11 protein-coding genes are annotated in these 15,562 nt (G+C 57.7%); 4 read left to right on the plus strand and 7 right to left on the minus strand.

Annotation, left to right across the window (positions count from 1 at the left end):
* The first annotated feature begins 53 nt into the window (after positions 1-53).
* Positions 54-3,956, plus strand: a complete 3,903-nt coding sequence (gene hrpA / locus FFS28_RS01600; protein ID WP_137848565.1) for an ATP-dependent RNA helicase HrpA — start codon at positions 54-56, stop codon at positions 3,954-3,956.
* A gap of 145 nt (positions 3,957-4,101) precedes the next feature.
* Here hrpA and FFS28_RS01605 read toward each other — a convergent pair whose 3' ends face one another.
* The 4 genes from FFS28_RS01605 to FFS28_RS01620 all read right to left on the minus strand — a co-directional run bounded on the left by FFS28_RS01605 (position 4,102) and on the right by FFS28_RS01620 (position 8,970).
* Positions 4,102-4,761 (minus strand): O-methyltransferase, encoded by a 660-nt coding sequence (locus FFS28_RS01605; RefSeq protein WP_137848566.1) that lies wholly within the window; start codon positions 4,759-4,761, stop codon positions 4,102-4,104.
* 64 nt (positions 4,762-4,825) lie between these two features.
* Positions 4,826-6,205, minus strand: a complete 1,380-nt coding sequence (locus tag FFS28_RS01610; RefSeq protein WP_137848567.1) for an efflux transporter outer membrane subunit — start codon at positions 6,203-6,205, stop codon at positions 4,826-4,828.
* Positions 6,202-7,284 (minus strand): HlyD family secretion protein, encoded by a 1,083-nt coding sequence (locus tag FFS28_RS01615; RefSeq protein WP_137848568.1) that lies wholly within the window; start codon positions 7,282-7,284, stop codon positions 6,202-6,204. The genes FFS28_RS01610 and FFS28_RS01615 overlap by 4 nt, the downstream gene beginning before the upstream one ends.
* A gap of 33 nt (positions 7,285-7,317) precedes the next feature.
* Positions 7,318-8,970: an MFS transporter gene (locus FFS28_RS01620; protein ID WP_404599743.1), complete on the minus strand. Its 1,653-nt coding sequence runs from the start codon at positions 8,968-8,970 to the stop codon at positions 7,318-7,320.
* 217 nt (positions 8,971-9,187) lie between these two features.
* On the opposite strand from FFS28_RS01620, the gene FFS28_RS01625 reads away from it, so the two are divergent.
* The gene (locus tag FFS28_RS01625; protein ID WP_137848569.1) at positions 9,188-9,982 is read left to right on the plus strand and encodes a YdcF family protein; all 795 of its coding nucleotides are present in this window, start codon (positions 9,188-9,190) and stop codon (positions 9,980-9,982) included.
* Positions 9,983-10,180: 198 nt separating this feature from the next.
* A complete protein-coding gene (aldA, locus tag FFS28_RS01630) occupies positions 10,181-11,620 on the plus strand; it encodes an aldehyde dehydrogenase (protein ID WP_101737754.1) in 1,440 nt (479 codons plus the stop codon).
* Positions 11,621-11,657: 37 nt separating this feature from the next.
* On the opposite strand, the gene gap is transcribed toward aldA, so the two are convergent.
* Positions 11,658-12,659: a type I glyceraldehyde-3-phosphate dehydrogenase gene (gap, locus tag FFS28_RS01635; RefSeq protein WP_006175144.1), complete on the minus strand. Its 1,002-nt coding sequence runs from the start codon at positions 12,657-12,659 to the stop codon at positions 11,658-11,660.
* 190 nt (positions 12,660-12,849) lie between these two features.
* On the opposite strand from gap, the gene cybB reads away from it, so the two are divergent.
* Positions 12,850-13,380 (plus strand): cytochrome b561, encoded by a 531-nt coding sequence (gene cybB, locus FFS28_RS01640; protein WP_137848570.1) that lies wholly within the window; start codon positions 12,850-12,852, stop codon positions 13,378-13,380.
* A 37-nt stretch (positions 13,381-13,417) separates the two neighbouring features.
* Here the strand turns inward: cybB and FFS28_RS01645 are convergent, their stop codons facing one another.
* Together FFS28_RS01645 and FFS28_RS01650 are read right to left on the minus strand one after the other, a co-directional pair.
* Positions 13,418-14,491 carry an oxidoreductase gene (locus FFS28_RS01645; protein WP_137848571.1) on the minus strand — a complete coding sequence of 358 codons (1,074 nt, stop codon included), beginning with the start codon at positions 14,489-14,491 and terminating at the stop codon, positions 13,418-13,420.
* Between the two features lie 12 nt (positions 14,492-14,503).
* Positions 14,504-15,250, minus strand: a complete 747-nt coding sequence (locus tag FFS28_RS01650; RefSeq protein WP_042319757.1) for a DeoR/GlpR family DNA-binding transcription regulator — start codon at positions 15,248-15,250, stop codon at positions 14,504-14,506.
* Positions 15,251-15,562 lie beyond the last annotated feature (312 nt).

Below are 15,562 nucleotides of genomic sequence, written 5' to 3' on the forward strand. Positions count from 1 at the left end.
ATATCAATCATTAAAAAGAGATTTTATCCGGCAGTGCACTGCCCGTTAACGCTATGACAGAACAACAAAAATTAACCTTCCCGATGCTCCTGCAACAGCTTGATTCACTCATGCTGCGCGATAAGCAGCGTTTTGCCCGCCGTCTGCACGGGGTCAAGAAGGTTAAAAATCCTGATGCACAACAGGCCATTTACCAGGAGATGGCTAAAGAGATTGACCAGGCGGCAGGGAAAGTTGTGCTGCGCAAAGCCGCACGCCCGGCAATCACCTACCCGGAAAACCTGCCCGTCAGCCAGAAAAAACAGGACATCCTTGAGGCCGTGCGCGATCACCAGGTGGTGATTGTGGCGGGCGAAACCGGCTCCGGTAAAACCACCCAGTTGCCGAAAATTTGTATGGAGCTGGGTCGCGGGGTTAAAGGGCTGATCGGCCACACCCAGCCGCGCCGTCTGGCGGCACGGACCGTAGCGAACCGTATTGCCGAGGAGTTACAGACCGAGCCGGGTGGCTGCATCGGCTACAAGGTGCGATTCAGCGATCACGTCAGCGACAACACCATGGTGAAGCTGATGACCGACGGTATCCTGCTGGCCGAGATCCAGCAGGACCGGCTGCTGATGCAGTATGACACTATCATCATTGACGAAGCGCACGAGCGCAGTCTTAACATCGACTTCCTGCTCGGCTACCTGAAAGAGCTGCTGCCGCGTCGCCCGGACCTGAAAATTATCATCACCTCCGCGACCATCGATCCGGAGCGCTTCTCGAAGCACTTCAGCAATGCGCCAATTATTGAAGTGTCGGGTCGGACGTACCCGGTTGAAGTGCGTTATCGCCCGATTGTAGAAGAGGCAGACGATACCGAACGCGACCAGCTGCAGGCGATTTTCGACGCCGTTGACGAGCTGGGTAATGAAAGCGCGGGCGATATCCTGATCTTTATGAGCGGCGAGCGCGAAATCCGCGATACCGCCGATGCGCTGAGCAAGCGCGATCTGCGCCATACCGAGATCCTGCCGCTGTATGCCCGTCTGTCGAACAGCGAGCAAAACCGTGTGTTCCAGGCGCATAGCGGGCGTCGCATTGTGCTGGCAACCAACGTGGCGGAAACCTCGCTCACCGTACCGGGCATCAAGTACGTTATCGATCCGGGCACGGCGCGTATCAGCCGCTACAGCTATCGCACCAAGGTCCAGCGTCTGCCGATTGAGCCAATTTCACAGGCCTCCGCCAACCAGCGTAAAGGGCGCTGCGGCCGCGTCTCCGAGGGGATCTGTATTCGTCTCTACTCCGAAGACGATTTCCTGTCGCGTCCGGAATTTACCGATCCGGAAATTCTGCGTACCAACCTGGCCTCCGTTATCCTCCAGATGACGGCACTGGGGCTGGGCGATATCGCTGCGTTTCCGTTTGTTGAGGCGCCGGATAAACGCAACATTCAGGACGGCGTGCGCCTGCTTGAAGAGCTAGGGGCGATCACCACCGATGAACAGGCCACCGCATACAAACTGACCCCGCTGGGGCGTCAGCTGAGCCAGCTGCCGGTCGACCCGCGTCTGGCGCGTATGGTGCTGGAGGCGCAGAAGCACGGCTGCGTGCGCGAGGCGATGATCATTACGTCGGCGCTCTCTATTCAGGATCCGCGCGAGCGTCCGATGGACAAACAGCAGGCGTCCGACGAGAAACATCGCCGCTTCCACGATAAAGAGTCCGATTTCCTCGCCTTCGTGAACCTGTGGAACTACCTGGGTGAGCAGCAAAAAGCGCTCTCATCGAACCAGTTTCGCCGCCAGTGCCGCGTGGATTTCCTGAACTATCTGCGGGTACGCGAGTGGCAGGATATCTACACCCAACTGCGTCAGGTGGTGAAAGAGTTAGGCATCCCGGTTAACAGTGAACCGGCGGAGTACCGCGAAATTCATATCGCGCTGCTGACCGGCCTGTTGTCCCACATCGGGATGAAGGATGCGGATAAACAGGAATTTACCGGCGCACGCAATGCGCGCTTCTCCATCTTCCCGGGTTCCGGTTTATTCAAGAAACCGCCGAAATGGACCATGGTGGCGGAACTGGTTGAAACCAGCCGTCTGTGGGGACGTATTGCCGCGCGCATCGATCCGGAATGGGTTGAACCCCTGGCTCAGCATCTGCTGAAACGCTCATACAGTGAACCCCACTGGGAGCGGGCGCAGGGCGCGGTGATGGCGACGGAAAAAGTGACGGTTTACGGGCTGCCGATTGTGGCGGCGCGTAAGGTGAACTACAGCCAAATCGACCCGGTCCTGAGCCGTGAGCTGTTTATCCGTCATGCGCTGGTGGAAGGCGACTGGCAGACGCGCCATGCGTTCTTCCGCGAAAACCTGAAACTGCGCGCCGAAGTGGAAGAACTGGAGCATAAATCGCGTCGCCGCGACATTCTGGTGGACGACGAGGCGCTGTTTGAGTTTTACGATCAGCGTATCAGCCACGACGTGATTTCTGCCCGCCACTTCGACAGCTGGTGGAAAAAGGCGAGTAAAGAGACGCCGGACCTGCTCAACTTTGAAAAGAGCATGCTCATCAAAGAGGGGGCGGAATCGGTCAGCAAGCTCGATTACCCGAACTTCTGGCATCAGGGTAACCTGAAGCTGCGCTTAACCTACCAGTTTGAGCCGGGCACGGATGCGGATGGCGTCACCGTTCACATCCCGCTGCCGCTGCTAAACCAGGTAGAAGAGAGCGGTTTTGAGTGGCAAATCCCCGGGCTGCGCCGCGAGCTGGTGATTGCGCTGATCAAATCACTGCCGAAACCGGTGCGACGCAATTTTGTGCCTGCGCCAAACTACGCCGAGGCGTTTTTAGGCCGCGTCACGCCGCTGGAACTGCCGCTGCTGGATTCCCTGGAGCGCGAATTCCGGCGCATGACCGGCACCACCATCGACCGGGAAGACTGGAACTGGGATCAGGTGCCCGATCACCTGAAAGTCAGCTTCCGTGTCGTGGATGAGAAAAACCGAAAACTGCAGGAAGGTCGCTCTCTGACGGCGCTGAAAGAGGCGCTAAAAGGCAAAGTTCAGGAGACGCTCTCGGCGGTTGCCGACGACGGTATCGAGCAGAGCGGGCTGCATATCTGGAGCTTTGGTCAGCTTCCGGAAAGCTACGAGCAGAAGCGTGGTAACTACAAGGTGAAGGCCTGGCCGGCGCTGGTGGATGAACGTGACAGCGTTGCCATCAAGCTGTTTGATAATCCGCAGGAACAGCAGCAGATGATGTGGCGCGGTCTGCGCCGCCTGCTGCTGCTGAACATCCCGTCGCCTGTCAAGTACCTGCACGAGAAGTTGCCGAACAAGGCCAAGCTGGGGCTGTACTTTAACCCGTACGGCAAGGTGCTGGATTTGATTGACGACTGCATCTCCTGTGGTGTGGACAAGCTGATCAACGAGGCGGGCGGCCCGGTCTGGACGGAAGAGGCGTTTGCCCGACTGTACGAAAAAGTGCGCGCCGAGCTGAACGATACCGTGGTAGAGATTGCTAAACAGGTCGAACAGATCCTGACGGCGGTGTTTAACATCAACAAGCGTCTGAAGGGGCGGGTGGACATGACCATGGCGCTGGGGCTGTCGGACGTGAAGGCACAGATGGCGGGGCTGGTGTACCGTGGTTTTGTGACCGGCAACGGCTTCAGGCGCCTCGGGGACACGCTGCGTTACCTCAATGCGATTGAAAAGCGCCTGGAGAAAATGGCCGTCGACCCGCACCGCGATCGTGCCCAGATGCTGAAAGTGGAAAGCGTCCAGCAGGCGTGGCAGCAGTGGCTGAATAAACTGCCCCCGGCACGCCGGAATGATGAGGACGTGCAGGAGATCCGCTGGATGATCGAGGAGCTGCGCGTCAGCTTCTTCGCGCAACAGCTGGGGACACCGTATCCGATCTCGGACAAGCGTATTTTGCAGGCCATGGAGCAGATTTCGGCGTAAACATTAGCGGTTTGGGGGCGTCGGGCTCCGGAGCCGTATGTTTCCCCTCACCCCAACCCTCTCCCATAGGGAGAGGGAGCCAATCGCGCGGATTTCCGCTTTTGAGCCTCTTCCTCCAGGGTGAGGGCATCATCCCGCATAACGCTCACCCATTCACCATAGCCAGCGTAAACCCATCCCAGCCTTTCACCCCGACGGTTTGCAACGCAGTAGCGGTAAGGCGTGGGTTGTCGCCAATCATCTCAATAAACCGCCGTACCCCTTGCACGCGGGCGTCATCGCTCTGCCCATTGATGACCTCGCCGTCGCGCACCACGTTATCACCCACAATCAGCGTCCCCGGACGGGCATAGTGCAGCGCCCACTCAAGATAGCCAGGGTTATTGGGTTTATCGGCGTCGATAAAGATCAGATCGAAAGGGGGAATATCGCCCAGGTTTTCCAGGGAACGGAGCGCCGGGCCTTCAATCAGCTCTATGCGATCCTCAAGCCCTGCAAGCTGAATATTCTGGCGTGCCACGCGGGCGTGTGTGGGATCGGCCTCAAGCGTAATCAACTTTCCATCCGGCGGCAGGGCGCGTGCCATCCAGATGGCGCTGTATGCACCGAGCGTGCCGATTTCAAGGATGCGCTGCGCCTGCGTCATGCGGACAAACAGCGCCAGCAACTGCCCCTGATTGGCCGCTACGTCGTGTTCGGGTAAACCGGCGCGAATGTTGTTATCCAGCACCTGCCGGAGCACGTCATCCTGGGGAATAAGCGAAGAAATCATGTAACGATCAACCGCAGACCACTGTTTTTGCATAATGACACCTCAGGTTAATAAAGCCCGTAGGCCGGGTAAGGCGCAGCCGCCACCCGGCACGTCGTCACTGACTGCGCCATCCTCCGCCGAGCGCCTTATACAGATCAATCTGCGCCAGCAGCAGGTTATTTTTCACCTGCACCACGTTAGTTTGCACCGAATAGAGCGTGCGCTGTGCGTCGAGGACGTCCAAATAAGAGGAGTAGCCGTTGCGATAGCGATTTTGCGCGATGCGCAGCGTCTCCTGGGAAACCCCCTTCTGGGCCAGCAGTTCCGTCAGTTGTTCCTGATAGCGCGTAATGGCGTCGAGGCTATCGTTAACCTCCACGAACGCGTTACGTACGGTCTTTTCATAGGTGTACAGCGCCTGATTGCGCTGGGATTGTGAAATGTCCACCTGCGCATTCAGCGCCTGGCGGTTCAGCAGCGGCGCAAGAATGCTCCCGCCAGCGCTCCAGAGCTGGAGCGGATTGTCCAGCAGCCCCGACAGCGTGCGATCCTGTACCGATCCGGTTGCCGTCAGGTTGATCGACGGCAGCAGGCTGGCGCGGGAGGCCGCGAGCGTGGCATCTGAAGCAACCAGCGCCCGCTCTGCCTGGACGATATCCGGGCGACGGTTGAGGAGCGTGGAAGGGAGCTGTGATGGCAACTTCAGTGGCGTAAGGACATCGAAACTCTCGCTGCGCGCCACCTCGCCGGGCTGCGTGCCGAGCAGCACGCTCAACGCGTTCTCCTGCTGTGCAATCTGGTGCTTAATCAACGGCACCTGCGCGCGCGTGGCGCGCAGTTCGGAATCGGATTGCATCAGCTCCAGCCGGGAACTGTAGCCGGTTTCAAATTGACGTCGTGCGAGGTTGAACGCCTCTTCGCGGGATTTAAGCGTCGACTGCGTCACCTGAAGCTGTGCATCCAGAGAGAGCAGGGTGACATAGCCGGAGGCCACCGATGAGGCGACGGTCAGGTCTGCGGCGGCGGCGGCGGCTTTTTGCGCCTCCAGCGATGCCTCTGCGGCGTTGGCGGTGCTGCGGTTCACCCCCCAGATATCCACATCGTAGCTGGCGGTCAGGCTGCCTTTATACAGGGAGCCGTATACCGGAAGCCCGGTAGCAGCAGACTGGGAGCGGGCGCGGGTGCCCGTCACGCCCGCATCCAGGGAGGGAAACAGGCTACCGTCGGCGGCATACACCCGCGCCTGATATTCGTTAATCCGCTCGCGGGCAATCAGCACGTCGCTGTTGTTTTCCAGCGCCAGATCGACGTAGCGGTTCAGGTAGCTGTCGTGAAAATTTCGCCACCACAGCTGTTCTGTCGCACTGCCCGGGCCGGTCGCCGCGCGCCATTGCGCGGGAATGTGCAGGGTCGATTGCGCGGGCTTAACGTCGACGGACTGGCAGCCGCCAAGCAGGGCGGCTATGAGTAAACCGACCAGCGGGCGAAGGATCATGGCTTCGCCTCCCGGGTATCAATCGTGACCTGCACCGACATGCCGGGGCGCAGCAGCGCAGACGCTTCCGGGTCACCCAGCACCTCAATGCGCACCGGAATACGCTGGGCGATTTTGACGAAGTTACCCGTGGCGTTGTCCGGCGTGATGGCGCTGAACTCCACCCCCGTCGCCGGAGAGATATTCTCAACGCGGCCCTGATAGGCCTTATCGTTCAGCGCATCCACGGTGAACGTGACCGGCTGTCCGACGCGCAGATTGGCCAACTGCGTCTCTTTTATATTCGCGATCACCCAGTGCTGCGGCGGGACCAGCGTGGTGAGGTGGGTGCCTGCGGTGACATATGCCCCCAGACGGACGGCGATCTGGCCGAGCTGGCCGTCGCGCGGGGCCACGATACGGGTGTTTTGCAGGTCAATCTGCGCCAGCTCCAGCGCGGCTTTAGCGTTATCGACATCGGCTTCCAGCGAGCCGCGATTCACGATGACCGTCTGCAGATCCTGACGCGACATCTCAAGCGTGGCTTTCGCCTGTTCGATGTCAGCGCTGCCCTGAGCAGCACTCGCCAGCGCCGCGTCGCGCTCGCGAACAGAGAGCGACCCGTCTGCCGTCAGATCTTTTACGCGTTTTAAATCCGCCTGATTTTTCAGGTTTTGCGCGCGGGCATTTTTCAGGGCCGCATCGTTTTTGGCGATCACCGCTTCCGCGCTTTTGCGCTGTTGCAGGTTGTTGTTCAGCGCGGCTATCTTCATTGCCAGCTGCGCTTCGGCCTGATGGACGCGCTGGCGATAGATACGGTCATCGATTTGCAGCAGCAGGTCACCCTTTTTGACCTTATCGAAATCCTTAACTCTCACGTCCGTGATATAGCCATTGACCTGCGGGCTGATAAAGGTGGTCTGCCCCCGGACGTAAGCGTTGTCGGTAAACTGGGCATGGCGCGTAAACGGCGGAAGCTGCCACGCATAAAGGATCACCAGCACCCCGACAATACCGATTGCCGCAGCGGTGAAAACAGACACTATGCGCACATTTTTGCGGGTATTGGCCTGCTCTTTAGCGGCATCCTGCTGACTCATAACAACTCCCAAAACGTCATTGACTCGTATCCATTATTTGTTGCCGGTGGCATTTTTTAACGCCATTTGGGCAGTGATGCGCAGACGCAGCAAGCGCCATAAAATCCACACCAGCGTGGCGGCCGCGATGCTTGCCGTCAGCAGGTAGGTATCATTGTAAGCCAGAATATTCGCCTCAAGCGCGGTCACCGTCTGGAGCTGGGTAATGGCCTGCGTGCTCAGCAGCGCGCTGTCACCGATCAGGCTTTTATACAGTTGGGTATAGGCCTGAATGCGCTCGTTGACCAGCGGATTGAGGGTGGTGAGCTGATCGGCCAGCAGGCTGGAGTGATACTTTTCGCGCCAGGTCTGGAAGGTGCCGAGTATGGCTGAACCCAGCAGGCCGCCGACGTTCTGGCTCATACCAAACAGCACCGAGAAGCTCACAAGGTTGCGCGGGTCGGCGATAACCCCGCCGATGCCCGCCAGCATGGCCGGGGCAAGGAAGAAGGCGCTGCCAAAACCCAGCAGGAACTGGCTGAACATGAGTTGATCCGGTCGGGTCAGGTTGTTCGACTGGCTGTCCAGCAGCGAGGCGATAATCATTAACACCAGCGACGTGACGATCGGCCAGGCCAGCTTCGTGGGTTTAATCGTCAGGCAACTGGTGACGATGCCGCAGACGATACCGGCAAAAATGGCCCACGCCAGGTGAGTCATCTGTTCGTTCTGTAACCCGACGTACTGCAGCCAGCCGATGACGCCGGTGTTCTGCTCCGCCAGCACGATGCGGATCAGCAGCATGATCAGCCCGAGGCGTAAAATACTGCCGCTCGAAAGCCAGCGGGTGTTAAGCAGAGGGTTGCTGCGGTTATGCTCAAACACGATTGCCGAGACCACCAGCACCAGCGACAACGCCAGTGACCAGCCGATCCACGGCGCTTCAAACCACCAGTACAGGCGGCCCAGCGAGAGTACCGCGCACAGCAACGCCATGCCCGGCGCCAGCAGAAAGAAGGTGAGGAAATCTTTCTTTTCAAACACCTTGCGCCGATCTCCCGGCGGGAGTTTCAGCGCCATCACGCAGGCCAGCGAGATCAGCGCCAGGCCAAGCTCGAAAAAGTACAGCCCGCGCCACTCATCAAGCTGCAACAGTTCGGTGGAAAACAACCGCGCTAGGGGAATGGCCAGTGACGATCCGGTGATGCCGATGGTGAGTGCTTTCAGGCGATGTTTCGCGGGCCAGGCCTGGATCTGGTAATAGATGCCGAGCGAACTCAGCGCCGCTGCCACCATCCCGTGCGCGGCACGGACCATCAGTGCGGAGCTAAGATCGTTAACGAAGAGGTGGAAAAAGGTCACCAGCACATACAGCACCAGAAACCCTTCGGTGAAGGCCCGCAAACCGTACTGCTGGCGGAATTTCACCAGCAGCAGGTTAATGGAGACGTTGGTCATGACGTACACGGCAGGCAGCCAGGCAATTTCGGTTGACCAGGCGCCAAACGTGCCCTGTAAATTTTGCAGGTTGGCGGTAACGACCGCGTTGCCGAGTGCGCCCGTCAGGCAGACCAGCAACCCCACCACGCCATAGGCGATCCGTTTCGGTGTGCTGTGTTCCGGCGTTGAAGGGGAACCCAGCAGGGCGGGTTTTTCGTGTGGCTGCCACTCGCGAGGAGCATAAGGGTCGCGCTGGGGCAGGCGCATAGCGTCGTTTACCTTTGAAATTGTTGAATAGTTAGTGGGCTAATGATTCTACGTCTGCCGTAAATCATAATTCAAGTGAATATGATTATCAGACATTTTAGGTTGGGTTGAAAGGTGACAAAATGAAAGGGTACGGACACGCCGGGATTCGGAGTGATCTCCTTTTCAGGACTGACGAGTACGGTACGCTGAACCTAACTGCTGTGAGGAGGTAACGATGACACTGGCACTTTTTCCTTGTTTACCCGAGGCAACCCTGAATGCCGCTAACGTCGCAGGACGCTGGCTGGCGCAGGATGACCTGCAACCCAATGCGCCCGTCGATTTGGTTATTCTCGCGGGCAACGCGGTGATCCCGACTATCGATGCGGCGTGCAGGGTGGCGTCGGAGCAGGGTGTCCCGCTGCTGATAAGCGGTGGTATCGGGCACTCCACCACCTTTTTATATGCTGCCATTGCGCGCCACCCGCGCTATAACCGCATCCCCACCACCGGGCGCGCGGAGGCGGCAATCCTGGCTGACATCGCCCGGGAGGTCTGGTCCATACCGTCCGAGCGCATCCTGGTGGAAGACCAGTCTACCAATTGCGGAGAGAATGCCCGCTTCAGCTGGGAGCGGATCAAACAGACGGGACTGACGCCTGAACGTGTGCTGGTGGTACAGGACCCCACCATGCAGCGCCGCACCATGGCGACCTTTGCCCATGTATGTCGGGACGAACCGGCGGCCCCGCTATTCATCAGCCACCCCGGCCTGACGCCCGTTCTGCAGAACAGTGATAACGGCCTGACGTTCAGCGGCGGACACGAGGGGCTTTGGCCGGTCGAACGCTATGTTTCGCTGCTGCTGGGCGAGCTTCCGCGCTTGTGGGACGACATCAACGGCTATGGGCCGGCGGGGCGTGGCTTTATCGCCCACGTGGATTTTCCTGCCGAGGTTCAAGCCGCATGGCGCATCCTGCGTGAGGATGCGATCCTTACCGAGGCGCTTAAAAGCCGTTCCCTTATCTAACCTTCTGCCCGTTTGCGGCGTCTTTTTCGCAAACGGGCATTTTGTTTTGCGACTTTGTAACTCGAATGTTCTGCTGACCCGATTCTTCTATGAGATACCTCACAAAAACAGCCTGATAGAGTAGGCAAGCGCCCCGGTGATTGTAATTTTTAACAATAAATTTACTTGTTAAAAACAGTGTAATTACAGGAGCAGGTTATGACAGTACCCGTGCAACATCCTATGTATATCGATGGACAGTTTGTGGCCTGGCAGGGTGACGCCTGGATTGACGTCATCAACCCGGCAACCGAAGAAGTCATTTCCCGTATTCCCGATGGCAGCGCCGACGATGCCCGAAAAGCCATTGACGCCGCCGAACGCGCGCAGGCGGGCTGGGAGGCGCTGCCTGCGATTGAGCGTGCAAACTGGCTACGCAAAATTTCCGCCGGGATCCGCGAGCGCGTCAGCGAAATCAGCGCCCTGATTGTCGCCGAAGGGGGAAAGATCCAGCAGCTGGCGGAAGTGGAAGTCAACTTCACGGCGGACTACATCGACTATATGGCCGAATGGGCGCGCCGCTACGAAGGAGAAATCATTCAGAGCGATCGTCCGGGCGAGAACATCCTCGTCTTCAAACGCGCCCTGGGGGTGACCACCGGGATCTTGCCGTGGAACTTCCCGTTCTTCCTGATTGCACGCAAGCTCGCGCCCGCGCTGTTGACCGGCAACACCATCGTCATTAAACCGAGCGAGTTTACCCCCAACAACGCCATTGCCTTTGCCAAAATTGTCGATGATATCGGCCTGCCAAAAGGGGTCTTTAACCTGGTGCTGGGCCGTGGCGAAACCGTCGGTCAGGAGCTGGCAGGCAATCCGAAAGTGGCGATGGTCAGCATGACCGGAAGCGTCGGCGCGGGCGAGAAAATCATGGCCGCGGCGGCAAAAAACATTACCAAAGTCGGACTGGAACTCGGCGGCAAAGCGCCGGCCATCGTGATGGACGATGCGGATCTGGAGCTGGCGGTGAAAGCCATCGTTGACTCCCGCGTCATCAACACCGGGCAGGTGTGCAACTGCGCTGAGCGCGTGTACGTGCAAAAAGGCATTTACGACCGCTTTGTGAACCGTCTGGGTGAAGCGATGAAGGCAGTCCAGTTTGGCAATCCGGCAGAGCGCACGGACATTGCGATGGGGCCGCTGATCAACGCGGCCGCGCGTGAGCGTGTCGAGCAGAAGGTGGCGCGCGCGGTGCAGGAGGGGGCGAAGGTGGTGCTTGGCGGTAAAACCGTCGAGGGCAAAGGGTACTTTTATCCGCCAACCCTGCTGTTGGACGTGCGTCAGGACATGGCGATTATGCATGAAGAGACCTTTGGCCCGGTGCTCCCCGTAGTGGCTTTCGACACGCTGGAGGAGGCGCTGGCCATGGCGAACGACAGCGACTACGGATTAACCTCGTCGATCTATACCCGTGATTTGAACGTCGCGATGAAAGCCATCAAGGGGCTGAAGTTTGGCGAGACCTATATTAACCGCGAAAACTTTGAAGCGATGCAGGGGTTCCATGCGGGGTGGCGTAAGTCCGGTATTGGCGGGGCGGATGGAAAACACGGCCTGAACGAATACCTCCAGACCCAGGTGGTCTATTTGCAGTCGTAACCGTGATTCCCCCTCCGGTTGCGGAGGGGGCAGAGTTTTACAGTGAAGCGAATTTGTCCAGGGTACGCACCAGCTGCGTAACAAACCCGTATTCGTTGTCATACCAGGCGACGGCTTTCACCAGCTGAACGTCGCCCGCCTCGCTGACTTCCGTCTGGGTGGCGTCAAACACCGAGCCAAAGTGCGAGCCAATCACATCCGAGGAGACAATCTCTTCATCGGTATAACCGAATGATTTGTTGCCCTGCGTCGCTTTTTTCAGCGCGGCATGAATATCCTCCACCGTCACCTTTTTCTCGAGGATCGCCACCAGTTCGGTCACGGAACCGGTTTTAACCGGGACACGCTGCGCGTGACCTTTCAGTTTTCCGCTCAGCGCCGGGATCACCAGCCCGATGGCTTTCGCCGCACCGGTGGTGTGCGGAATGATATTCTCCGCCGCCGCGCGGGAGGCCCGCAGATCTTTCCCGCGTGGGCCATCCACCAGCGCCTGCGTCCCGGTATAGGCGTGAATGGTGGTCATGGTGCCCACCTTAATACCAAAGGCATCGTGAAGCGCTTTCGCCAGCGGGGCCAGACAGTTGGTGGTGCACGAGGCCACGGAAACAATCGTGTCGTTCGCGTCGAGGGTATCGTCGTTAACGTTAAACACGATGGTTTTCATCTCGCCCGCCGGGGCGGAGATCAGCACTTTTTTAGCCCCTGCATCCAGGTGCGCGCGGGATTTCTCTTCCGAGGTGTAAAAACCGGTGCATTCGACCACGATATCAACGCCTGCGGCTTTCCACGGAATATGCTTCGCCTCTTTTTCGGCGTAAACCGAAATGGTTTTGCCATCGACGATCAGCGAATCTTCGGTGAAATCGACGCTCCACGGGAAGCCGCCGTAGTTGGAGTCGTGCTTGAGCAGGTAGGCCAGCACTTTCGGTGAGGTCAGGTCGTTAATGGCGACCACGGTGTTGCTGTCCTGGGTTTCAAGAAGGCGACGAAGTACAAGGCGTCCAATGCGTCCAAATCCATTAATGCCAATTTTACTCATGGTTATCTCCTGGAAAACGTGTCGGTACGACAGTTTGAACTTATCCAGGCTTAGACCATGACGGGCAGGGCGGCAATTGAAGATGTTTCATTGCCTGCGAAGTAATTGAAAAACCATACAGAAAAGTTAATGAATTTTTAAGGAAAGCTGGTTATGTTGACGCAATATCAGTTCTTTATCGGGAAAAGACATGCGCACTAAATATACGGGCCTGCAAATAGGTATTCACTGGCTGGTGTTTTTGTTGGTTATCGTGGCCTATTGCGCCATGGAGTTTCGGGGCTATTTCCCGCGCAGCGATCGCCCGCTGATCAACATGGTCCACGTCTCCTGTGGCATCTCCATTCTGGTGCTGATGGTGGCGCGCCTGCTAATCCGCCTCAAATTCCCGGCACCGCCCATTCAGCCGAAGCCGAAAGCGATGGTCACCGGCCTGTCGCATCTTGGGCACCTGGTTATTTATCTGCTGTTTATCGCGCTACCGTTGATTGGCATTGTCATGATGTATAACCGCGGCAATGACTGGTTTGCATTTGGCCTGGTGATGCCGCATGCGGCAGAGGGCAATTTTGACATCGTGGACATGCTGAAATCGTGGCACGTCACGCTCGCAAACCTGGGCTATTTCGTTATTGGCCTGCACGCCTTTGCGGCGCTGCTGCACCACTACTACTGGAAGGACAACACGCTCCTGCGCATGATGCCGAAAAAGCGTCAGTAACATCGAAAAAGGGCCTGCGCGATGCAGGCCCTTCTTTTTAGTTCAGACGGGCAACTTCATCTGCCGTCAGCTCCAGCGTCTCGGTTGACCCTGTCTCAGACGATTTCACTGCCGCTTCCAGCACGGCCATCACCGCCAGCGCCTCAACGGGGTGCACCGGATTATCCATTTTGCCGAACAACGCATCACGCACGTTAATGTAATACTGGCGCTGATCGCCTTTCGGGGTTTTTACCGGGTGCGGCTCACCGCTGGCATCGAACAGCACCATATCGTCATCGTCTTCGCCCCACGTCGCGCTGCCCGGCACAATACCTGCCAGCAGATGGGCTTCCTGCTGGTCGATTCTGGCTTTCAGCACGCTGGCCTTGTCACCGTGAACGGCAAAGCGCGTCGCGCCGCCTGCGACCAGCATGCTGCAATGCAAAATAACCTTATGCGACGGGTAGTTGAGCACCACATGCGCCCAGTCGTTAATCTCCGCCCCGTCACGCAGCGTGGCGATGTTGCCCTGCACGGACTGCGGAAGGCCGAAAAGCTGCAGCGTCTGGTCGATCAGATGTGGCCCCAGATCGAACCACAGCCCGCTGCCGGGGACATTTTGCTCTCTCCAGCGTGCGCGAACCTCCGGGCGGAAGCGGTCGATGTGCGACTCGAAGTGCTTCACGTTGCCCAGGCTGCCTTGCTCAATGACCTGCTTGATGCCGAGGAAGTCGCTGTCCCAGCGGCGATTGTGGAAAACGGAGAGCAGGCGCTGTTTTTCTTCCGCCAGCGCAATCAGATCGCGGGCTTCCTGCATGTCGAGGGTAAAGGGTTTATCGACCACAACATGTTTGCCTGCATTCAGGGCCAGCGTTGCCAGCGGGGCATGCGTCGCATTCGGAGAGGCGATTACTACCAGGTCGACATCGGGGTGCTGAATGGCCTCTTCAGGCGTCGCCACCACGATGATGTCTGCAATATCGCGTTTCACCTTTTCGGCATCCCGGGAGGAGACGACCGCCAGCTTCAGCCCGTCGATGGACTGGATCAGCGGCGCATGGAAGGTTTTGCCGACAAAGCCATACCCGATCAGCGCAATGTTGATTGTCTTACCGTTAACCTTATTCATGTGTTCTCCACGTTATTGTGCCTCTGCAAGGGTCACTTGCATGGCGCCACCGTCCCCAAGCTCGGGCCAGGGACGATCTAAAAACAGTTGATGAATGCCGGATAGCCCGGAAACCAGATAGGGTTCGCAGCGGTTGAGCTTCATATGGTCCGCCACGATCCAGTGCTCATGGCTCGCAGCCAGCATGGCGCGTTTGACCTCGGCATCAGCCTCCGTGCTGGCGCTTAAGCCAAGCTGCGCATGAATGGCGCAGGCACCGAGGATGGCAATGTCTGCCCGATAGCGCGACAGCAGAGCGAGTGTGGCGCTACCGGCAAACAGGCGCTGCTGGTGATCCCATTTTCCGCCAAGCAGGATAAGCTCGATATCCTCCCGCTCGCTAAAGCACTGGGCGATATCAAGAGAAGGGGTGATAACCGTTAGCGGCCCCTTAAGGACGTTCGCCACCGCCAGCATCGTGCTGCCGGCATCAAGGAACAGCGTCGACCCCGTTGGCACGCTTTGCGCGACCCGTTTACCCAACTGCTGCTTGATCTTCGGCAGCAAGGTATTCCGCCCCTGACGATTCATGGCTGACAAATTAAGCGCAATAGCACCGCCGTGATTCTTCTGCGCCAGCCCCTGTTTTTCGAGGTCCGTCAGATCGCGGCGAACCGTGTCGGCAGAAACCTGCAGCTTTTCAGCAAGGTCGACGATGCTGGCCTGGCCCTGTTCGCTCAGGATATCAAGCAGATACTTTTGTCTGGCCGTTTTATGCATGTTTTTCCAAATCCTGCAAAATATCGCAATAAATTGCATATTACAGCATTTTCCCGGAAAAGGAATGCGACTTGCTGCCGTAATCCGTCAGGGCGCATCATCCAGGGCGGTTGTGTTGCGAAAAATTGTTCACGTAGGTAATCATTAACAACCCATTGATTAAGTGTGGTTAATCATTTTTAGAAATGTTTGATAGGTGTTAAAACAATGTTTTGCGGTTAAATTGGTTAAAGGAACTAATAGATAGGCAATCATCAACGTAAAGCTCTGCTTTTGTGTTTTGATCTGGTTTTATATTCTATAAAAATTAAT

It is taken from the genome of Enterobacter sp. 2VL (assembly GCF_005503595.1).
In the GTDB taxonomy this organism is placed as follows: Bacteria; Pseudomonadota; Gammaproteobacteria; order Enterobacterales; family Enterobacteriaceae; genus Enterobacter; species Enterobacter cancerogenus.